The organism is Pedobacter arcticus A12 (assembly GCF_000302595.1).
GTDB classification, from domain to species: Bacteria; Bacteroidota; Bacteroidia; order Sphingobacteriales; family Sphingobacteriaceae; genus Pseudopedobacter; species Pseudopedobacter arcticus.
In genome coordinates this window covers 317,925-339,400 of sequence record NZ_JH947128.1, presented here as the reverse complement: position 1 = coordinate 339,400, position 21,476 = coordinate 317,925, and the positions used below count along the sequence as shown (strand labels likewise).

Here is a 21,476-nt window from a genome sequence, read left to right as displayed (position 1 = left end):
CACAGTTTGCAAAAGAACTACAATCTTAAGGGTTAGGTGCTTTTTATGAGCATCATACAAAACAATTCTTAAACCTATTTGATTATCGTTAAAAACAAATAATATAATGAAGAAAATCGCTTACCTAAGCTTGTTAATTTTTAGTGCCTTTTTTGCGCAGGCACAGTCGCTAATTACGGTAAGAGGTACTGTATTGGATACCACAAAACTAAGTGTTATTGGTGCCGCAGTTAAGTTGGCAACAGCAACAGATACCATTTTAACAAGCACAAATGTGGATGGTGGTTTTGTTTTTAATAACGTTAAATCAAATCAGTTTTCTATTACCATTACATCGCTTGGTTATCAAATAGCTAAACGCAGTGTTGTGGTAAAACCTAACGTAAAGCAAGAAATTTTAAGCCCCATCATTTTAAAAAATGACAGCAAAATGCTTAACGAAATTGTAGTTAATGGTACGCCAGAGGTTACTGTTAAGGAAGATACTTTACAATACAGAGCGGATATGTATAAACTTAAGGAGAATGCTTTAGCAGAAGATTTGTTAAAAAAGTTACCTGGGGTAGAGGTAGATAAAGATGGTAACGTTACAGCTCAGGGTAAGGAAATTACACGGATACGTATTAATGGGAAAGACTTTTTTGGTGGCGATGTTAAAACGGCAACACAACAGTTGCCTGCAGACGTGATAAAAAATGTACAGGTAATTGATGATTATGGCGATCAGGCTAATATTACCGGCGTTAAAAGTGGTGATGCAGAGAAGATTTTAAATTTTACGATTAGGGAAGATAAAAATAAAGGTTACTTAACCCGTGGCGTTATTGGAGGTGGGAATAGTGATCGCTATCAAGGGTCTGTGTTTGCAGCTGGATTTAACAATAACCGCCAGTTGGCGTTGTTGGCAAATTTCAATAATGTTAACGCAAATGTTTTTAATTTAAGCAATACAGGTGGCGGTAGAAGGAGGGGGAACTATAATCCGGATGACCGCGATGGACTCACCAATGTAAGCTCTATCGGGTTTAACTATCGTGATAATTGGGGTAGCAAAATCACAGCCTACGGTAGTTATAGTTTTTCAAATAAAGACAACACAATCAGCAGTAAGAGTTTGCAGGATATTTTAACGCAGGATAATACCTTTTATAATAACAACTTTAACAATGCCGGTTCTGTATCAAATGGTCATCGTATAGATTTTAATTTCGAGTATAAGATTGATAGTTTAAACTATCTCAAAATCTCACCGAAAATCAGTTATAGTAAAAATAAAGGTGATACATTTACCAATTTTGATATTAATACACAGGATATAGTTTCAAAAGGCACATCGCAAGAGTTTAATAATTACACAAAACCAAATTACGGAACGGACATTCTGTACAACCATCGTTTTGGAGCAAAAGCAAGGAACTTGTCGCTTAATGCGAGTTTAAATTCGAGTTCAAACAGTCAAAACCAGGATTATCTATATAACTCTAATGATAACACGCCAAATGGACAGATCGATAGCTATCAAAAGCAGTTGATATTTGGCGATAATAAAAATAACAATGTGGAGCTTAAGGTTTCTTATCAAGAGCCGATCACTTCAACAAAAAATTTAGAATTCAATTATACTTATGGATTTGCCAGAGCAGATAATGACCGAACGGTAGAAAGTACAAAAGTGGACGGTGGCACTCCAGTTTTTGATCCTTTGCAAAGTAACCAATACCAGTTTGATTATATTACCAATAAATTTGGACTGAATTATCGTGTAAACGAAAAAAAATATAACTATAATGTGGGTTTTTCTGCACAACCTTCAGTTTTAAAAAGCAATACCAATGTTGCTGATAAAAGTGAAACAAACTTATTTCCCAATGCAAGGTTCAGCTATAAGTTTTCTAAAACTAGGGAGCTAAGTTTTACTTACGATGGGCGAAGCAATCAGCCAGATTATAGCCAACTGCAACCAATTACAGACCAATCTAACAAAAGTGTTTATGTAACGGGTAACCCAGATTTACGCCCCGAGTTTAGCAATAGCATGAGGTTAAGGTATGCGAATTTTGATTTTGCAACTAGCAATGTGTTATTCGCAAGCATATCCTACAGTAGTACAAACAATAAAATAGTAACCAATACCATCACTTCTCCAATTGCTGGTGATCCATCTGTATTGCGTGAAAACAGGTATTTGAATACCGATGGTTACTATAATTTAAACGGTTTTTATGCATTCTCGAAACCATTTCAAGAAAAAAAATATGTTTTAAGGTTTAGAGGATCGGCTATTTATAACAACAATATTTCTTTTATTGATGACGCAAAAAATACAGGGAAGAACCTGATTTTAAGTCAACGTGTTGGTCTACAAATTAACCCGGTTGAATGGTTTGAGTTAACGCCAGAAGCAACTTATACTTATAACAAAAATGCGAACACATTAAATAACAGAGCCAATACAGAAGTTAATTCTTTAGGTTTTAATATAGATACCAAAATCTACTTCTTAAAAACATGGATTTTTGGTGGTAAGTTGGATAAAACCTTCAACAGCGGTTACAGCACCATTAGCTCAAACCCATTAATTATTAACAGTTACCTAGAAAAGCAATTTTTAAAAGGTAAAAAGGCATCGTTTAAACTACAGGCCTTTGATATTTTAGATCAAAGTACCAGCCTTTCTTATGCTGCAACAGGGAACACTACCACTTTATCAGAAAGTAACAGATTAGCTAGGTATTTTCTGTTGAGTTTTACTTTTAACTTCTCCAAGTTTGCCGGTAAAAGTAGCGAAATGCCAGATATGGGAGGCGGTGGTTACAGGCGACATTAAGTATTAGCACACATTTTAAAGAACCATGATAGAAAAACTATTGTGGTTTCTTTGTTTAAAAGGTCTTCGCAAATTGTAATTGATTATACCTAAGCAAACCTGGTTCATTAAAACTACCGTGTGGAATAGGCTAATCGCTGGTTAAAAATTAGGCGAAAACTCCAAACAAATTAATATTGTAATGTTTACTTTTGCGCCATGGCAAATGTGAGAGCAGCAATTCCAAAAGGTACCAGAGATTTTGGTCCAGAGGTAATGATTAGGCGGAACTATATTTTTGATACGATAAAAAAGGTATTCAAAAAGTACGGTTATCAAGAGATACAAACTCCAACCATGGAGAATTTGGATACACTAACTGGAAAGTATGGTGACGAAGGAGATCAGCTGATTTTTAAGATTTTAAATAGTGGCGATTATATGCTTAAAGCGGAAAGCTTAAAGCAGAAAGGTGAAGAATTAAGTTCAAAAAAGCTATTGCCAATTATTTCTGAGAAAGCATTACGTTATGATTTAACAGTGCCTTTTGCCCGTTACGTAGTGATGCACCAAAACGAAATTACTTCACCCTTTAAGCGTTTCCAAGTGCAACCAGTTTGGCGAGCAGATAGACCGCAAAAAGGCCGTTACCGCGAGTTTTACCAGTGCGATGCCGATGTGGTAGGGTCTGATTCTTTGTTAAACGAAGCCGAATTTGTTTGCATTTATGATGAAGCATTGAGCAATTTAGGGCTAAAGGATTTTACCATAAAGATCAACAATCGTAAAATTTTATCAGGTATTGCGGAGTTAATTGGTAAGCCCGAACAGATTGTAGATTTAACCGTTGCCATTGATAAATTGGATAAAATAGGGCTAGATGGGGTTGAAAAAGAACTTTTAGAAAAAGGATTCACTTCCGAAGATTTAGCCATATTGAAACCGGTAATTCTGTTATCAGGTTCGAATCAAGAAAAACTGGCTTCGCTTTCTACGATTTTAGCAAGCTCTACGGTTGGACAAAATGGTGTTCAGGAAATTGAAAAAGTACTAAACTACTTAAATTCCTTTAGTTTAAAAACCGCTAAAGTTGATCTTGATTTAACCTTAGCCCGAGGCTTAAATTATTATACCGGATGCATTTTTGAGGTAAAAACAAATGAAGCTACCATGGGTTCTATTGGCGGTGGTGGCAGGTACGATGATTTGACCGGAATGTTTGGCAAAGAAGGACTGACCGGCGTTGGAATCTCTTTTGGTGCAGATAGAATCTATGATGTTTTAGAAGAACTTAGTTTATTTCCATCAACTACAAATGAAAGTACTAAGGTGTTGATATGTGTTTTTGGGGAAGAAGAAGAAACTTTTAGTTTGCCTATTTTAAATAAACTCCGTCAAGCTGATATTAACACTGAGCTTTTCCCTTATGGGGCAAAAATGAAAAAACAGATGGCTTACGCTAATGATAAAAATATCCCTTACGTATTGGTGATTGGTGGTGATGAAATGCAGAGTGGCCAGTTAAGTTTAAAAAATATGGCAACTGGCGAACAGGTAAAAGTTGGCGTGGAAGAGTTGGTAGGGAAGCTGAGCTAAAAAAAATATCACGGTAGCAAGGTTTGACTTTAAACCTTGCTACCGCGAGGTTAGTAAACCAAGCGATGCATTTCGCTATAAGCTTCTACAATATTGTCTGATAGGTTAATTGCTGCAGAAACAGCAATGCCGTCCACGCCAGTTTCCATTAAGGCAACAACATCTTCGTTTTTTATGCCACCAACAGCTATTATCGGTAAGGTATACCCTCCATGTTTTAAAGCCTCCACAGTACTTTTGTAACCATCAAAACCCCAAAGCGGGAAGTCATTCGGTTTAGTATCTGTATGGGCAAAAGGTCCACAGCCGATATAATCTGCACCATTGGCAATGTGTTTTTTGATCTGATCTAAGTTTACAGCAGAAACCCCTATAGTTTTCGCATCGCCAAGTTGGTTGCGTACCAAAGTAATATCTGCATCAATATCTTCTATATGCACACCTTGAATATCAGCTAGTGGTACCAAATGAACATGATCGGTCACTATTAAAGTTGCGCCCCAATCATCGCAGATTGTTGCTATTGGATGTAATTCTTCTAACATTTCGTCATCAGGTTTGCTAAAACAGCGATACTGAATCCAATTTGCACCACCTTCACAAGCCATCTGTACTTGTTCTGTATGTGTTAGATTGGGTAAATCTTGTGTGATATAATGTAATTTTGATATGTATTTTTTCATTTAATTTAATCAATTATGTCAGGATGTTTCGGTTTTAAGCTTTCCGCATTAAAAGGGTTAGGGATTGTAGTGGCACCCCGGATTGCCTTTTTTTTCAAGGCAAACGGAGTACAGCGGAAAGCCCGGTGTATAAAAATTGATTTTTCTTCAATTTTTATACAAACCTCCAAAATCTACTTTGCTAATACTTCTTCTATTACCAAACCGATGTTGCCATTAGGTTCTTGAATGTGTAATAAAGCGGCTAAAGTTGGGGCAATATCTGTCATGCTGGTTAATCGGTTTGACGAACCGTGTTTGATCCCCCAGCCCATAAAAACCAAGGGAATATGGGTGTCGTAAGGATTCCAAGAGCCGTGAGATGTGCCAGTTTTGGCATAGCCAGAGAAAAGACCTGGTGTTAAAATAATTTGAATTGCTCCACTTCTTTGGGTATTGTATCCGTTGATAATCTTGCTTTTAATAACGTCGGGAACACTTGATATCGATGCTTTTTCCATATCAATCACATACATTACACCATCTTGTTTTTTCAGAAACTTAATAGCGAACTCTATTAACGTTTCGAGATTAAGGTTTTTGCTTTCTATTAAAGGATTATTAAAATTCACTTGGTAGTTACTCAAACTAGTTACAATTTTTGCTTGTTTAAACTCCGCTTCGAGCGCTGCATTTAAACTTTTTAATACGGATGAAGTTGGCCAAAGACCCGCTGGTATGTTACGATCTTTTAAAAATCTAGGGTTATGTGCTGCGCCATGATCTGCAGAAATAAAAACGGTGTATTGGCCTTTACCTACCTGGGCGTCTAAAGTATTAAAAAGATCTTCTAGGTTTTTGTCTAATCGCAAATAAGTGTCTTCCGTTTCAATGGCATTTAAACCATAATTATGCCCAACGTAATCGGTAGATGAGAAACTTACGGTTAAAAAGTCTGTATCCGTCCCTTTTCCTAGTCCTTCGTTTTTAAGCACTTCCTTTGCAAAATCAAGAGTTAATTGGTTTCCCTGAGGGCTATTTCTAATGACACCGTAATTTTTGCCTTTAAACATCTTCGATAAATAATGAGGAAATACCGGAGCAGTTTCGCCACTTAATTTTCCTTCGTAAAGATTCTCGTCCGCAGTACTTTGCGTGTAGGTTTCAATAGGATATAAGGTGTTCCAATCTTGGTTGATGTATTTTTCTGGTAATTTTTGATTATTGAAATTGTTTACCCAAGTAGGTAACTCTTTCATATAAAAAGTACTTGTAATCCAGCTCCCGTTACTATCGTCAAACCAATAAGCAGCGTTTGCGGTATGGCCAGCTGGCAAAATTCCGCCACGGTCTTTTAATGCAATTCCAATTACTTTAGATCTAAAGTTAGTTGCCAGTCGTAATTCGTCGGTAATTGTAGTGGTCAGTAAATTTGCTGGCGACATTTTCCCCGCTTTCGACTCACTTCCAACAGAATTTACAGTGCTATCTTCTGTACAATACATTGATTTTCCTGTTTTCTGTATTAAAAAATCGTTAGCGGCAATTCCGTTGATGGCAGGTACAGAACCCGTATAAATGCTAGTATGCCCAGGTGCGGTATATGTTGGAATATAAGGAATGTGTGTGTTTTCGCAAGTAAAACCTTCGTTTAGTAATCTTTTAAAACCGCCATTGCCATATCTATTTGCGTATCGGTATAAATAATCCCAACGCATTTGATCAACTACAATACCTACAACCAACTTAGGGCGAGCAGGAGCATTGCTTAATTTGTTAACTAATACAGGGACTCTGGGTTTTTGTGCCGAAGAATAAAAGGGAGAAAACAGCGCAAGGAGAATTACAGTTCTAAGAATCTTCATGATATAAATTTTACGGATGCCAATTTAAGATTTAATTACCAGATAGTAAATCGGACTTTGTTAAATCGGTGTGAAGTGTTTGTGATAATTTATTTTTTAGCGTTATAGTTATCTAAAAAAGAAATGACAAAAGCGTGAATCTACAAATAGGTTAATAAACTGTTGTATTGAATAAAAAACCTCATTTTTGTCGCATTAATTTTTAGAATGAAAAATGCAGTTATATATTTTGCCATACACTTGTTGTTATTCAGTGCTTGTCAAAATTCAGCGAAAGTAAATTTAAGAGCACCGCAAGCCATAAAAGGGATAGTTATTGGAGACTCGGTTTTAGATAAAAATATCAAGACCACTGAGAGCTTAATTGCACTTATTGCACATGGAGATGCCGTTAAAGCTAATTTAAAAGGTAAAGTAAATGCTGTCTCTAAAAAAGGTAATTGGCTTAGGCTTGAAAACGGAACAGGTAGAGAGATTATGGTGAGCGCTATTGATGACAAATTTAATTTCCCCCAGTCGGTTATTGGGAAAGAAGTTATTTTGTATGGCGAGGCAAAATTAGGAAAGTTATCTGTAGAGGAACAAAATCAGCTTGCTGTTGAAGATGCTAATAAGCCATTAGAGGGTGTTGTAATAACCTCTTTTAAAGACGTGGTTTTTTTTGAAGCAAGAGGCTTGGTGGTGGCAATAAAATAAGTCACCTTGGTTTGTTCTCCAAGATGACTTAAAAAAATGTAATCTAATATTTATTGTTTTAGCGTAACACTTCTTTCTACAGAAGTATTGTCTCCCGTTAATTCTTTTCCGCTAGCATCCAACAAAGTAATTTTAAGATTTAAATCGCCCATTGGTGCGTTTTTAATAAAGTAGGGTTGCCATTTATCAACCGTAAATGTGGTGTCGCCAACGTTAACCTTCACTTTATAAGCATCTGGTGCAAGCGTCGCGTTTTTTACGTAAAAATCTAACAATACGTTTTGGGTGTCTTTGCCTGCATATTCACCTTTAGGGCGACTATAAAACAACATTGGCTCTTTTACACTTTCCATTTCAACATATTTCCCGTCTTTATCTATCTTAAAATGAACCAGAACAGAAGCATCTGCAGATTTTACAGATAAATGGTACGAGCGGGACAAAAAACTAAGTAGATAATGTTCGGAATTTACAGGTAAAGTAACCGTGTTTTCTGGCTTATATAAAGCTTGGTATGGTTTGTTGTCCATAATAAAATGAATATGCTGTCCTTTTTCAGAGTTTGCGCATTCGCCAGAATGGTTGTCCATTGTCTGCTTAGATAGCTCGTAATTTGCTACGTTAAAAGCGTACGTTAACTTCACCGAATCCGTACCAACCTTTTCTGTTTTTACGTCTGCTATCGTCAGCTTTGCAGTAGGGAAATCTTCTGTTTCATTTAAAGGTTCAATACTCATTGCTGTTTTGGCAACACTGTCTTGCGTGTCGGTAGATTTTGCGCCATTTTGGTTACATGCGCCTAAGCTCGCTAAAGCTATTAAGCCAGAAAATAAAAATGGGGAACTAAATTTTAAATTCATGATTTTTAAATTTACGTGTTAAAGATTTAAAGTTACTGATTATGATTTGTTTGGGCACAATAATTACGCCATAGCCTTCTAGTGTTATTTTTATGTGGGCATTTTAACACGCTATTCACTCATACTGCACAAGGCATTAGCCACAGGCCGGTATCCGTTGCTATCGTTAATGCAAAACAGAACTCGTTTCCAAATCGGTTCAACCACAGATTGTGAATTGTCTTAAAAATATCAAGAAATTGCAAAAATTTTTAAAGCCTGTTAAAAGCTTATCTTTGCATTTATACATGAGAGATCATCAAATTATTACGCTTAAAAACGGCATTCGTGTGCTATTGAAACCAGTAAAATCGCAAATTGCGCATTGCTGTTTAATTATTAATGCTGGCTCACGTGATGAGGAAGTTGGCGAGCCCGGCTTAGCACATTTTATTGAGCATTTACTGTTTAAGGAAACAGAAAAGCGTAACACCAACCAAATCTTAAATCGGTTAGAGATTGTTGGTGGAGATTTAAATGCTTACACCACCAAAGAATATACCTGCTTGCAAGCTTCATTTCTAAAGCCACATTTAGAGCGGGCTATGGAACTGTTGCAGGATATCGCTTTCTTCTCTACTTTCCCCGCTGTAGAAATGGAGAAAGAAAAGGAGGTTATTTTAGACGAGATTTCTAGCTACGAAGATCAACCAGAAGAAGCTATTAATGATGATTTTGAGTCCATGATTTTTAGCGGACATACCCTTGGCGAAAATATTTTGGGTACACCCGCATCTGTTAAAAGCTTTCAGAAAAAGCATCTGGTAAATTTTATTGCTAAAAACTACAACACCCACGAAATTATTTTTGCAGTTTCTGGCTCCTATACGCTTGCTAAAGTTGAAAAACTGGTAGATAAATATTTTGGGATTATTCCCGAGAATAAATCGGTTAAAATTAGAACCGCACCTAAGCCTATTCTCACCCAAACTAAAAGGGTAATTAAGCCCATTAACCAAGCGCATTGTATGTTGGGGGCAAAGGCTTACAGTATCCACGAAAAACAAAAGCCAAGTTTGTTATTGCTCAATAATTTATTGGGAGGTACTGGGATGAGCTCCCGGTTAAACTTGGAAATCCGCGAAAAACACGGCATTGCTTACACCATAGAGTCTAGCTATACACCTTTAACGGATACGGGGCTTTTCTCTATTTATTTTGGTACTGATACCGAAAAAGTGAATAAAGCGTTGAGCTTGATTTATAAAGAACTTAAAAAAGTACGTGAAAATAAACTGGGTAAAATTCAGCTATCACAAGCTAAAAAAAGATTTATTGGTCAAATAGCTTTGGGCGAGGAAAACCGCATGGGCGTTTTAATTTCTATGGCCAAAAGCTTATTGGATTACGGTAAAATAGATTCTCTGAAAGAAATTTACACTAAAATAAATGGAGTAAGTGACGAGGATTTGATTTCAGTTGCAAACGAAGTTTTAGATAAAGATAATTTGAGCTTATTGCTCTACAGTCCAGAAGAATCCAATTAACAGAAAATGAATATCACCATAAAAGATAAAAATTTTGAAACCCTGATTGAGTACTGCATGATAGAAAAGCGTACCCGATTAATAGGTTTAGAAATTAGTATAGCGTATGAGCAAAGTGTGCCCGTGTTTTTAGGTGTACTAAATGGTTCTTTTATGTTTATGGCAGATTTGCTGAAAGAAATCAGTATTCCCTGCGAAACTACTTTTGTTAAACTGGCATCGTACCATGGAGATTTACAAAGTTCTGGAACAATAACCGAAGAGTTAGGAATAGCGATGGACTTGCAAAACCGCGACGTAATTATAGTGGAAGATATTGTGGATAGCGGCACAACTTTGGCTTACCTTTTAAAGAAAGTAAAAGCGCTGAAACCAGCGAGTGTAAAAATTGCTACTTTACTACAAAAGCCAGATGCTTTAGCAGTGGATTTGGGAGAAATTGATTACGTTGGTTTTGAGATTTCGAACGAATTTGTAGTAGGATACGGTTTAGATTACGATGGTTTAGGTCGTAATTTAAAGGATATCTACCGTTTGTGCGAAGGATAAAATAGGAAGCTTAGGGAAAGATTTTTTTTATTTCTTGCCCCAAGCTTCATTTAGTTTTATCAATTACCCGGGCCTCAGCCCCGGGGAAATGAAATTATAAATCTTTGGCTATAGCCCAATTCTTATTTTTCTAACCTCGGGATAAATCCTGAAGCAATTCAATTGTGTAGCCTACTTTTTTTCGGGCAATAAAATCAGCTTAATAAAATTATCGCTTTTTAAATATTTGTTTGCGGCTGTTTTGGTGCTTGCATTACTTACTTCCACTAAACTTTTGTTATAAGCTAAAACCGCTTTAGGATCTTTATTGTTATCGTAGGCATTTTGCAGGTAACCTAGCCAAAAGCCGTTCTCACGCGTCTGAAGTTCTAACTGGCGTACCTCTTCTGCTTTAAATTTTTGGATATCATCTGCCGAAGCACCATTTTTTTGTAGTTCTTTAACCTCATCAATTGTGGCAGCAATTAGCTTATCAACGTTTGCAGATGCGCAACTGAAAGATATACCAAGGCTGTATTGTGCTTTTGGTTCATTATCATAATTTACGTTGACTCTAGGACTGTAAACACCGCTTTCTTTTTCTCTTAGGCGCTCTAAAATCTTGATTTCTAAAATTGCTTTTAGCGCATCTAACTGTAGGTTTTCTTTGTCCGAGTAATTGTAGTTTCCGTGATAAACTAAAGATACATTTGCCTTATCCTCTAAGCCTTTATACACTTTTTTGGTAATATCACCAGGTAATGGTTCTAAACCTAAATCTTTGAAACTCTCCTTAGCACCGTTTGAAGGTAAACTGCCCAGATAGCTTGCTAATAACGGCTTAATCTCATCCAGATTAAAATTACCTACAAACGTAAAGGTGAAATCGCCAGCATTGGCAAAACGTTGTTTATAAAATGCAACAGCTCTATCTAAATTTATCTCACTAAGTTCTGGAATGGTGATTTGTTGTGCCCGCTTTTTGTAACTGTTTAAAACTGCAATTGCCGTGTCCTGAAAAACTGCCGTAGGTTGTGTTAAACGATTACTTAAAATAGTTTGCATGCTTTCTAACTGTGTTTTTAAAACACTTGCGTCCTTACGTGGTGCGGTAAAATAAAGGTAGGTCAATTGCAATGCGGTTTCTAAATCTTTTGGACTAGCAGAACCGTTGATACCCTCGCTGTAAGTGCCAATAAAAGGGTTGGCACTGGCAACTTTTCCGGTCAAAAGTTTCCCTAACTGACTTTCATCAAAATCAGCAATACCAGATTGTCCTACCAATTCATCTGCCATCTGTGCCGAACGGAAATCTTCGTCAGAAGCTAAAGAAGTACCACCTTTGCTTGAAGCGCTAAATAAGATTTGGTCGTTTTTAAAATCCGTAGGCTTTAAAACTACTTTAACACCGTTAGAAAAAGTAAGTTCGGTAACGCCGATATCTTCAATCTTTTTCTCGGCTACAATTGTTCCTGCAATAGGTTTATTTGTCATTAAAGGTTTATCAACGGTATTGTCGATATAAGGTTGTACGTCATCACCTGCGGTTTTAATCCAAGTTAAAAAAGTAGCCTCATTTGGTAAATTTTGTTTTTCTTTTTCTGGCGCTTGTAAAATGGCTATCATGTTATCATCTGTAACAAACGTAGCCGCTAGTTTATTAATCTCCGTTATAGAAATACTGCTTATGTTTTTGGTATAAAAATCATGGACATAATCCATGCTCGGTATAGCTTGCCCTTTTAAAAAGCTCTCCACATATTGCTGTACAAAAACTGCTGATTTGGTTTTGTCTTTCTCCTTAAACTGTTTGTCTACACCCGTTTGTAGGTTTATTTTTGCTCGGTCAAGCTCAGTTGTAGTAAAACCATATTTCTTCATCCGTACGTTTTCGGTAATCACCGCTTTAATTGCGGCTTCTAAGCCTGAAGCGTCTTTAGACACAGCTACACTGTTAAAAGCATCTAAATTTACCAAACCACCTTGGAAAGAACCATAATTGCTTTGTGCAAAAACAAAGGGAGCATTTCCTTTTTGTACAATCTCTGTTAAACGATTGCTCAACATGGTGTTGATTAAACTGGTTAAGATTTTTGTTTTTAATTGCGCTTCGTTTTTCTCCACCACTTCTGGGTGTTTGTAGGTAACGGCCGCAACGTTATAGGGGAATTCTGGGTCGGTAACTATTTTAACAAGAGGCTCGGCATTGTCTAGAATTCCATAGTTTTCTCTTTTTCTTTCGTTATCCGGATTGCTTAAATCCGAAAAATTGTCTTTGATCAACTGTTCAACTTTTGCCACATCAAAATCGCCGACAGCAATTACTGCTTGCAAATTTGGGCGGTACCAATCTTTATAAAACTGTTTAATGGTTTCGTATTTAAAACTGTTTAGGATGTCTAATTTACCAATGGGCAAACGTTCCGCATATCGTGAGTTAGACAGCAGAACAGGTAATAACTGCTTGCTCATTCTCTCTTGGGCATTTTTACCTCTTTGGCGGTCTTCCTCTACAATTACGCCTCGTTCTTGGTCAATTTCTTTATCGTCCAAAGTAACATAACCTGCCCAATTCGCTAAAATATCAAATCCCTTTTCAAAAACTGCTATGCTATCTGTTGGCAAAGGCAGTTGATAAACTGTTTGGTTAAAGCCGGTGTAAGCATTTAAGTCTGCACCAAAACGTACACCTGCTTTCTGTAGGTAGCTGATCAATTCATTTTTAGGGAAATCACGTGTGCCGTTAAAAGCCATATGTTCGGTAAAGTGCGCTAAACCTTGCTGGTCGTCATTTTCTACAATTGAACCTACCTTGTTTACCAAATATAGTTCTGCTCGGTTCTTTGGTTCAACATTTTTACGGATGTAGTACGTTAAGCCGTTTGGCAGTTTGCCAATAACAACGCCACTATCGGTGGGGATGGTAGCACTTGCGATTTCAACGACTGGGCTGTTCACTTTTGGGCTACAAGCCACTATAAAAAGTGCCATCGAAAAGCTGTAAATGATATGTTTAATCTTCATGTTTTATAAGAGATGTAATTTAATTTATATGGATTTTAGGAAATTGTCTGTGGCTTCAATGGCATTGGCCGTTCGGTCTGCTAAGCCACCTACTTCTTGGTAACAAGCATTTAGTGCTTTTAGCTCTTTGCGCCAAATATTCATAAAATAATCTCCTCGGCCTTTAAAGTTTCGTAGTGGGTCATCCTGCCAAGGCAAATCGTTTTTTAGTAGAATGTAAAAATCGTAGGGATGTGATTTTAATTGATCTAATACCAATTTTGGCGTCTCTTTAAAAAGCTCGTCACACCAGATTTTCACAGTTAATACAGTGGTATCGCAAATTAAAACGTTTTTTTCTGTAATACTTTCTACCGCTTTTTCTAAAGCAAGCTGACCATGAAACATATTAAGCTCGTCTTGTAAAGTAGCGTCTCGATCTAATTTTTCACAATAAAAACGAGAATACTCTGGGACCCATTGCGTTTGGTAGTGTTTTGCTAAATTCTGAGATAAGGTAGATTTTCCTGAAGATTCTGGACCGACAACAGCAATTTTAATCAATTCTTTCGTCATTGATGTTTAACGCCACCGCATTTAAGCGGGCTTGCTTAAATAATTTAGTACAAATATAACAGCTTTACAATCCTACCCAAATAAAAAATATCACCCTGCAAATAGAAAGTGGGCTATTTTTTATATCTATAATTTGTTGTTTAGTTACTGGTGCTAGGGCTGGTGTTAAATCCTAAACTCGCTTTGATACTTAAATCTACACCTAAGTTATTCTGTAAAATATAATCTACGCGTATCCTAACTGGTCCGTTTTTTAAATAGCTGTCTAAAAACTTACTATTGTCGATATCTAAAACCAAGCTTTTACCTACGGTGGAAGCAACGTCATTTCTTGAGGCAACCATCACTTCGGTGTTCCCATTTAGTAGATAAACCTTTACGGATTTGAACACGCCTAAATTCTGGTTCGATGGATTTATCGCTTCTATTTTTGCAGAATTAATCCGTACTTGGCTGATTTGATCGGTGTTGGAATTGCTCCCCGTAAAAATTTGATCCAAGCTACTAGCAGGACTGGTTGCCGAATAGTTTTTTCCAGTGCTTTGGTTTGCAGGAACAATTAAAGTTGCAGTGTACGGAAATGTTGATTTAACGATAGATTGTATTGTAGCGCAGCTGCTTATAAAAATTACAAGTGCGCTAAATGCTATAATTTGCTTTTTCATTGTTCTGTTTTTTGGTTAGTTAGGCAAAGATTATTCCAAATATTTTTCTAATATTGACTTATTAAACCCAAACATGGAAAAAATATTTACTCTTATTTTCACTCTATCAACCTTATTTGCCATTGCGCAGAAAAAACAAACTATAACGTATTATGACATTAATAGTCGTGAAATTAAAAACACTACTGATACGCTATATAGTAAAACAGTTACCGAAAATGGAAATAATAAGTATAAGATAATTGAAATATATAATAACGGTAAAATAAAATTTGAGGCAACAATGAAGGGTATTAAGCCTAATTTACATTATTTAGGACGATACATTAGTTATAATAAAAATGGAAATAAACAAACCATACTTAATTTTAGCAAAAATGGATTAAAAGGAAACGCCTATTTTTTTTACCCTAATGGCAATTTGAAGGAGCATAGGATTTTTTTAAAACGAGATAAAAAAACAAAAGAAAATCATAAGCCTCAGAACTATAAAATAATGCAAATTGTGGATAGCTTGGGAAATGCCTTTTTGGATGGAAAAGGCAATGGAAGATTCAGTAAAACGCTAAATAATGGAGATACAGAAAGTGGCAAGTATCTCAAAGGATTTAAAACCGGACTTTGGAAAAGTTATAATGCAGAACTAAATGAAAACTATGAAGATGAATATTTCAAGAACAAATTTATCAAGGGTAAAACTATTCAATCAGACGGGATTATATTAAATTATACTGAATTACAAACAGATCCAATTTTTGCCGGGGGGCAGGAAAATTTCGAGAAATTTTTACAAAATAATTCGAATTACTCAATAACTTCACGTAAAACTAATAATAATCAAGGAAGAATATATCTTTCCTTTGTAGTTGAGAGAACAGGAGAACTTGCAAACTTTAAGGTAATAAAGGGTGTTTCAGCTTATATTGTTGATGCAGAAGCCCTACGAATAATGAAGAGTTCTCCTAATTGGATTCCGGGGAAGCAAAGAGGTAAGTCTGTGAGAGTAAATTACGGTGTCCCAATATTCTTTAGCCTTAAACAATAAATTCTAAAATATATACTAAATAAAAGTTTACATTTCCTACCTTTGCATCCCGAACAAGCATTCGGGATTTTTGTTTTATCACAAAGCGTAAAATCCCCTTAAAATTACGCCATGCCAAAAAATAATTCCATTAAATCAGTTTTAATCATCGGTTCAGGACCTATTATCATTGGTCAGGCTTGTGAATTTGATTATGCCGGTTCTCAGGCTTCTTTGTCATTAAAAGAAGAAGGAATCGAAGTTTCCATCATCAATTCCAACCCTGCAACCATCATGACAGATGAGGTAATTGCAGACCATATTTACTTAAAACCTTTAACCGTAGCTTCTTTAGAAGAGATTTTAAAAGAGCGCCAAATTGATGCAGTATTGCCAACAATGGGCGGTCAAACCGCTTTAAACTTAGCAATAGAAGCAGAAGAACGCGGTATTTGGGAAAAATACGGTGTAAAAATTATTGGGGTTGATACTGCAGCAATCGAAAAAACAGAAAACCGTGAGGCTTTCCGTCAGTTGATGGTTGATATAGGTATTGGCGTTGCACAATCTAAAATTGCGAACTCATTTTTAGAAGGTAAAGAAGCAGCACAAGAAATTGGTTTTCCATTAGTAATCCGTCCTTCTTATACATTAGGCGGTTACGGAGGTGGTTTTGTGCACAAAAAAGAAGATTTTGACGCTGCACTTTCTCACGGTTTAACAGCTTCTCCAACACATGAGGTTTTGGTTGAACAAGCCGTTATCGGGTGGAAAGAATACGAGTTAGAACTATTGCGTGACAATAAAGATAACGTCATCATCATCTGTTCTATCGAAAACTTTGACCCAATGGGTATCCATACCGGAGATTCGATTACCGTAGCGCCGGCAATGACATTATCTGATCGTTGTTATCAAGATATGCGTAACCAAGCTATCAAAATGATGCGAGCGATCGGTAATTTTGCTGGAGGCTGTAACGTTCAGTTTTCGGTAAATCCGGAAGATGAAAGCATCATCGCTATCGAGATCAATCCACGTGTTTCTCGTTCATCGGCTTTAGCATCAAAAGCAACAGGATATCCAATTGCAAAAATCGCGGCTAAACTGGCTATCGGTTACAACCTGGACGAATTAGAAAACCAGATTACAAAAACAACATCAGCATATTTTGAGCCTACTTTAGATTACGTTATCGTAAAAATCCCTCGTTGGAATTTTGATAAATTTAAAGGAGCAAATACAGAACTTGGTTTACAGATGAAATCTGTAGGTGAAGTAATGGGAATTGGCCGTTCATTCATTGAAGCACTACAAAAAGCTTGTCAGTCCTTAGAAATTGGCAGAGCAGGTTTGGGTTCAGACGGAAAAGAAAACCGCAATATCGAAGACATCATGCACAAGTTGGAGCACCCAAGTTGGGACCGCTTGTTTGCAATCAAAGATGCAATGCGCATGGGTGTTCCTTTGGAATCTATCCGTAAAGTAACCAAAATTGACAAGTGGTTTTTGAATGAGATTCAGGAAATGACGGCTTTAGAGCAAGAGCTTAAACGCTATGCACTGAACAATATTCCTAAAGATTTCTTCTACACCATTAAACAAAAAGGTTTTTCTGATGTGCAGATTGCTTGGATTTTAGGCAACGTTACTGAAGATGATGTTTACGATAGAAGAAAAGAATTAGGGATAAAAAGAGTTTATAAAATGGTTGATACTTGTGCAGCAGAATTTCCGGCACAAACACCATATTTCTACTCAACTTACGAAGGCGAAAACGAATCTAAGCCATCAGATAAAAAGAAAGTTATTGTTTTAGGCTCGGGTCCGAATAGAATTGGGCAAGGTATTGAGTTCGATTATTCTTGTGTACACGGTTTAATTGCCGCACACGAGGAAGGTTACGAAGCAATCATGATCAACTGTAACCCAGAAACAGTTTCTACCGACTTCAACATGGCTGATAAATTATATTTTGAGCCAGTTTTTTGGGAGCATGTGCGTGAGATTATCGACCTAGAGCAACCAGAAGGTGTAATTGTTCAGTTAGGTGGGCAAACTGCTTTAAAAATGGCGGAAAAACTTGCCGAAAAAGGTATCAAGATTATCGGAACTAGTTTCGAGAATATGGATATGGCCGAAGACCGAGGAAGTTTCTCTGATTTATTGAAAGAGTTAGATATTCCTTACCCAAAGTATGGTGTTGCCGAAAGTGCTGAAGAAGCAATTGTGGTAGCCAAAGAAGTAGGTTACCCGGTGTTGGTTCGTCCGTCTTACGTTTTAGGCGGACAAGGAATGAGTATTGTGATCAACGATGAAGATTTAGAAACAGCAGTAGTCAAGCTTTTAGGAGATTTGCCAGGAAACCGCGTGTTGATTGACCATTTCTTGGATAGGGCAGAAGAAGCAGAATCTGACTGTATTTTTGATGGTGATGATGTACATATCATTGGTTTAATGGAGCATATTGAGCCTGCCGGAATCCACTCTGGAGATTCGAGTGCGGTGTTGCCAACTTTCAGTTTATCTGATGCCGTTATTGCTAAGATGGAAGCTTACACTACCAAAATTGCGAAAGCTTTGGATATCCGTGGACTGATGAATATGCAGTTTGCAATTAAAGATGAAGTAGTTTATGTAATTGAGGCTAATCCAAGAGCATCACGTACGGTTCCTTTTATCGCGAAAGCTTATGGTGTTGCTTACATCAATATTGCTACAAAGGTGATGTTGGGTACTAAAAAATTGAAAGATTTTACCATTGTTAGAAAGCTGAAAGGCTACGCCATTAAAGAACCGGTTTTCTCTTACAATAAGTTCCCCGAGATTCAGAAAGAGTTAGGTCCAGAAATGAAATCAACTGGTGAAGCCATCCGTTTCATCAAAGATTTAGAAGACCCATACTTTATACAATTGTCTAGAGAGAAATCAATGTATTTGAGTAAGTAATATCGTTAAGGTGAAAGTCGAAAGTGCAAAGTTAAAAGCTAAAACTTGTACTATATAAAAAAAAAGCAAGTCTAACCGACTTGCTTTTTTTATGAGCTAGCTGTAGAAATTTGAAATTAAAATATAACCGTATCGCTAACTTCTTCATTAACGTTTCTACGAGTATTATCTGCCTTTTCATGTTTAATTGCTTCGGCAGTTTTTTTACATGAAAAACCTGCTTTTGTAACCGTTATTGCAATTAAACTGTCATCGTTAGCATCTTCATCTATACAGTCGTCAAGTTCATAGCTAAAAAATCGATTAGCTAATCTTTTTTCTATCAGTAAGTTACTGTTTATGGGGATGTGCAATTTAATAGCCACTTTTTGACTTCTCCATAAGCTTCTATCTTTTAAACCATAATGGTAGTCGAACGTTAAAACAGAATCTTGTTGGTGGTAATAGTAATTAATCTTGTGCGCATTTTGTAAAGCTTGCTTAAAATTGCGTCCACGGGCGGCGTAAGTTTTAGATAGCATAGGCAAGTCACCGTCCGCTACTTTCAAATCAAAATCTAAATCATCCGGCGTGTCAAAATCGGCATCGCTTCCAGTAATTTTTATTATTCGGTTACTGGTGCTATCATCATAAAAATTTTCTTGAATTGTGCGCTCATCTCCCAACCTTAGAATATAGATGTTAGTGGCATTTGGCTTCAAATTTATGGTTTCGCTATAGCTTGCTTCTTGCTTAAAGTCTGTAGAGATTTTTGCAATAAAGAAAGTTCCGGTGGCGACTGCTAAAATCCATATTGCAGCTAAGCCCAAAGTGATATTTCTAGATATTGTTCTACTATTGAAAACCACCCGTAACAAAATAAATATCAGTGATATTAAAGGAATAACAGCAACTAAAAAAGCACAAGTCAGTAAAATTGGTCGTAATCCTTCGTTTATCATATTTAAAGGAAACATGGTTTCAACTTCTGCACTACCTATGTAGCCTAAAAAAATCATTAGAAAAACGAATGCTACGGTTAGTAGCGCTCCTAAAATAAACATAATCACAATTGCAAAGAACTTGATTGCCAGTTTACCAGTTATTCCTAAAATCGAGATTAGTTTATCAACAACTTCTTTAATAAAAGCGATAATCTTTTCGATTGTTGGGGCATTTTTTCTTGCGTTTTTAAAGTTTTCTTTTACAGCATTCAATTCTTCTTCAATGTTTTTTTGGAAAGACTGTAAGTTGATTTTTTCACCTTTCATCTCCATTTTCTCTGCTCGGGTTATCGCTCTTGGCATTACAATCCAGAACAATATATAAGGCAGAATACTAAATCCGAAAAAAATCAGTAATACGATAAAGGAAACACGCACCCATTTTGCTTCGATACCGAAGTAATGCCCAATGCCGGAACAAACGCCACCTATAAACCGGTCTTCTGTATCTCTAAAAAGCTTTTTTGTGGATGTTGCCGGCTCGTGATTGCTTGCATTTTCATTGTCTTCCTCCGTTTCAAAATCAGCAGGCTTTCCCATTCTTGTAGTTACTTCGGTAACATCTGTAATCACAATCACTTGCTTCTTGTCTGCCAATAATTGTTCAGAAAACATTTCGGCAACTCTGCTTTCTATATCGCTTACAATTTCGAAACTGTCTTTATAGCTTGCGAAATGTCGTTTGATGTCGTCCATATAGCTTTTCAAAAGCTGGTAGGCATCCTCTTCTATATGAAAGATTACACCAGATATGTTTATGATGATGGTTTTATTCATGACTTTAGTCTTTTTTTTGTGATGATAAATCTCTTTTGCTAATGGTGGTTTGTACTGCGTAGGCTAAATCTTGCCAGGTTTGGTCTAGCCTTAAAAGAACTTCTTTGCCACTTTCAGACAGCTCATAATATTTACGTGGTGGTCCAGAAGTAGACTCCTGCCAATTGTAAACCAACAAGCCGTTATTTTTTAAACGAGTAAGGAGCGGATACAGAGTGCCTTCCACAATCAATAGTCTTGCTTCTTTTAGTTCTCCTATAATATCTGATGCGTAGATTTCTCCCCGCGATATAATGGTGAGGATACAGTATTCTAAAATACCTTTCCTCATTTGTGTTTGAGTATTATCTGCTAACATATTACAAAGATATATGTATTAGTTGGTATTATGCAATGCATAGTACTAATATTTTTTATTTATTTTGTATTACTTCTAGATCAGGTATCCTCAATATGGTTTTAAGGCAGGTTTTGAGTCCGATTTTTATTGTTTTCTCAGAAAATATTAAGAAACTTTTAAATTTATGTTGTAGAATTTTTTATAGTATCTCATTTCTTTGCTTGTCTATATTTATAGGTTCCACACAATGTCTCCCTCTGGAGGGAGATAAAGAGGGAGGTTCTGCATTTTGCAAGGTAGACTGCCTGTTTTTTGCTAACCACCCCTGCCCCCGCCAGCGCAATGTCATTAAGTTAATAGATTTTTCTCTGCATTTCGTCATTTCGAGGTACGAGAAATCTCACTTGCAGGGTTTCCATACTAACATGACACCTATTTGTGAGATGTCTCCCTATCGTTCGACATGACGACGCTCCTTAACTTAATGACATTGCCCGCCAGCGGGGGACACCTGTTTTATGGCAATAAACAAGCTGTTTAAATTAATAACATTATAATTTAAACAGCTTCTAAATCATTTTATGTTTTTAGTGGGGCTTTAGATTTTTACTGTTTTCTTT

15 protein-coding genes are annotated in these 21,476 nt (G+C 36.5%); 7 read left to right on the top strand and 8 right to left on the bottom strand.

All coding sequences use genetic code 11. From position 1 onward, the window contains the following. Positions 1-106: 106 nt before the first annotated feature. Both B176_RS0117325 and hisS read left to right on the top strand, forming a co-directional pair. Positions 107-2,827 carry an outer membrane beta-barrel protein gene (locus B176_RS0117325; protein ID WP_017260099.1) on the top strand — a complete coding sequence of 907 codons (2,721 nt, stop codon included), beginning with the start codon at positions 107-109 and terminating at the stop codon, positions 2,825-2,827. A 198-nt stretch (positions 2,828-3,025) separates the two neighbouring features. Beyond that, entirely contained in the window at positions 3,026-4,402 is a 1,377-nt protein-coding gene (hisS, locus tag B176_RS0117320) for a histidine--tRNA ligase (protein ID WP_017260098.1), read from the top strand. 50 nt (positions 4,403-4,452) lie between these two features. Here hisS and B176_RS0117315 read toward each other — a convergent pair whose 3' ends face one another. Together B176_RS0117315 and pafA are read right to left on the bottom strand one after the other, a co-directional pair. Then, a complete protein-coding gene (locus B176_RS0117315) occupies positions 4,453-5,085 on the bottom strand; it encodes a thiamine phosphate synthase (RefSeq protein ID WP_017260097.1) in 633 nt (210 codons plus the stop codon). Between the two features lie 173 nt (positions 5,086-5,258). Next, on the bottom strand, positions 5,259-6,929 hold the full coding sequence (pafA, locus tag B176_RS0117305) for an alkaline phosphatase PafA (protein ID WP_017260095.1): 1,671 nt from the start codon (positions 6,927-6,929) through the stop codon (positions 5,259-5,261). 207 nt (positions 6,930-7,136) lie between these two features. Between pafA and B176_RS20480 the strand changes: the two genes are divergently transcribed. Further along, complete coding sequence (locus tag B176_RS20480; RefSeq protein ID WP_017260094.1) at positions 7,137-7,625, top strand: DUF4920 domain-containing protein; 489 nt, start codon at positions 7,137-7,139, stop codon at positions 7,623-7,625. A gap of 50 nt (positions 7,626-7,675) precedes the next feature. Here B176_RS20480 and B176_RS0117295 read toward each other — a convergent pair whose 3' ends face one another. Next, positions 7,676-8,485, bottom strand: coding sequence for a hypothetical protein (locus B176_RS0117295; RefSeq protein WP_017260093.1), 810 nt, complete (start codon positions 8,483-8,485; stop codon positions 7,676-7,678). A gap of 287 nt (positions 8,486-8,772) precedes the next feature. Here B176_RS0117295 and B176_RS0117290 point away from each other — a divergent pair, with 287 nt between their 5' ends. Together B176_RS0117290 and hpt are read left to right on the top strand one after the other, a co-directional pair. Beyond that, positions 8,773-10,011 carry a M16 family metallopeptidase gene (locus tag B176_RS0117290; protein WP_017260092.1) on the top strand — a complete coding sequence of 413 codons (1,239 nt, stop codon included), beginning with the start codon at positions 8,773-8,775 and terminating at the stop codon, positions 10,009-10,011. Positions 10,012-10,017: 6 nt separating this feature from the next. Continuing rightward, positions 10,018-10,560: a hypoxanthine phosphoribosyltransferase gene (gene hpt / locus B176_RS0117285; protein ID WP_017260091.1), complete on the top strand. Its 543-nt coding sequence runs from the start codon at positions 10,018-10,020 to the stop codon at positions 10,558-10,560. A 171-nt stretch (positions 10,561-10,731) separates the two neighbouring features. Here hpt and B176_RS0117280 read toward each other — a convergent pair whose 3' ends face one another. The 3 genes from B176_RS0117280 to B176_RS0117270 form a co-directional block, all read right to left on the bottom strand. Next, positions 10,732-13,563, bottom strand: a complete 2,832-nt coding sequence (locus B176_RS0117280) for a M16 family metallopeptidase (protein ID WP_017260090.1) — start codon at positions 13,561-13,563, stop codon at positions 10,732-10,734. Between the two features lie 24 nt (positions 13,564-13,587). Continuing rightward, positions 13,588-14,118 (bottom strand): AAA family ATPase, encoded by a 531-nt coding sequence (locus B176_RS0117275; RefSeq protein WP_017260089.1) that lies wholly within the window; start codon positions 14,116-14,118, stop codon positions 13,588-13,590. A gap of 140 nt (positions 14,119-14,258) precedes the next feature. After that, on the bottom strand, positions 14,259-14,783 hold the full coding sequence (locus tag B176_RS0117270; RefSeq protein WP_017260088.1) for a hypothetical protein: 525 nt from the start codon (positions 14,781-14,783) through the stop codon (positions 14,259-14,261). A 73-nt stretch (positions 14,784-14,856) separates the two neighbouring features. On the opposite strand from B176_RS0117270, the gene B176_RS20475 reads away from it, so the two are divergent. Together B176_RS20475 and carB are read left to right on the top strand one after the other, a co-directional pair. Next, on the top strand, positions 14,857-15,828 hold the full coding sequence (locus B176_RS20475) for an energy transducer TonB (protein WP_017260087.1): 972 nt from the start codon (positions 14,857-14,859) through the stop codon (positions 15,826-15,828). 111 nt (positions 15,829-15,939) lie between these two features. Next, positions 15,940-18,756 carry a carbamoyl-phosphate synthase large subunit gene (carB, locus tag B176_RS0117260; RefSeq protein WP_017260086.1) on the top strand — a complete coding sequence of 939 codons (2,817 nt, stop codon included), beginning with the start codon at positions 15,940-15,942 and terminating at the stop codon, positions 18,754-18,756. A gap of 116 nt (positions 18,757-18,872) precedes the next feature. Here the strand turns inward: carB and B176_RS0117255 are convergent, their stop codons facing one another. Then, complete coding sequence (locus tag B176_RS0117255; RefSeq protein ID WP_017260085.1) at positions 18,873-20,516, bottom strand: PspC domain-containing protein; 1,644 nt, start codon at positions 20,514-20,516, stop codon at positions 18,873-18,875. 4 nt (positions 20,517-20,520) lie between these two features. Continuing rightward, positions 20,521-20,874 (bottom strand): PadR family transcriptional regulator, encoded by a 354-nt coding sequence (locus B176_RS0117250; protein ID WP_017260084.1) that lies wholly within the window; start codon positions 20,872-20,874, stop codon positions 20,521-20,523. Positions 20,875-21,476: the final 602 nt, after the last annotated feature.

Coding starts and splice junctions, on each gene's coding strand:
- pafA (WP_017260095.1), bottom strand. CDS start 6,929: ATGAAGATTCTTAGAACTGTAATTCTCCTTGCGCTGTTTTCTCCCTTT.
- carB (WP_017260086.1), top strand. CDS start 15,940: ATGCCAAAAAATAATTCCATTAAATCAGTTTTAATCATCGGTTCAGGA.
- B176_RS20475 (WP_017260087.1), top strand. CDS start 14,857: ATGGAAAAAATATTTACTCTTATTTTCACTCTATCAACCTTATTTGCC.
- B176_RS0117325 (WP_017260099.1), top strand. CDS start 107: ATGAAGAAAATCGCTTACCTAAGCTTGTTAATTTTTAGTGCCTTTTTT.
- B176_RS0117255 (WP_017260085.1), bottom strand. CDS start 20,516: ATGAATAAAACCATCATCATAAACATATCTGGTGTAATCTTTCATATA.
- B176_RS0117280 (WP_017260090.1), bottom strand. CDS start 13,563: ATGAAGATTAAACATATCATTTACAGCTTTTCGATGGCACTTTTTATA.
- B176_RS0117315 (WP_017260097.1), bottom strand. CDS start 5,085: ATGAAAAAATACATATCAAAATTACATTATATCACACAAGATTTACCC.
- B176_RS0117275 (WP_017260089.1), bottom strand. CDS start 14,118: ATGACGAAAGAATTGATTAAAATTGCTGTTGTCGGTCCAGAATCTTCA.
- B176_RS0117270 (WP_017260088.1), bottom strand. CDS start 14,783: ATGAAAAAGCAAATTATAGCATTTAGCGCACTTGTAATTTTTATAAGC.
- hpt (WP_017260091.1), top strand. CDS start 10,018: ATGAATATCACCATAAAAGATAAAAATTTTGAAACCCTGATTGAGTAC.
- B176_RS0117295 (WP_017260093.1), bottom strand. CDS start 8,485: ATGAATTTAAAATTTAGTTCCCCATTTTTATTTTCTGGCTTAATAGCT.
- B176_RS0117250 (WP_017260084.1), bottom strand. CDS start 20,874: ATGTTAGCAGATAATACTCAAACACAAATGAGGAAAGGTATTTTAGAA.
- hisS (WP_017260098.1), top strand. CDS start 3,026: ATGGCAAATGTGAGAGCAGCAATTCCAAAAGGTACCAGAGATTTTGGT.
- B176_RS0117290 (WP_017260092.1), top strand. CDS start 8,773: ATGAGAGATCATCAAATTATTACGCTTAAAAACGGCATTCGTGTGCTA.
- B176_RS20480 (WP_017260094.1), top strand. CDS start 7,137: ATGAAAAATGCAGTTATATATTTTGCCATACACTTGTTGTTATTCAGT.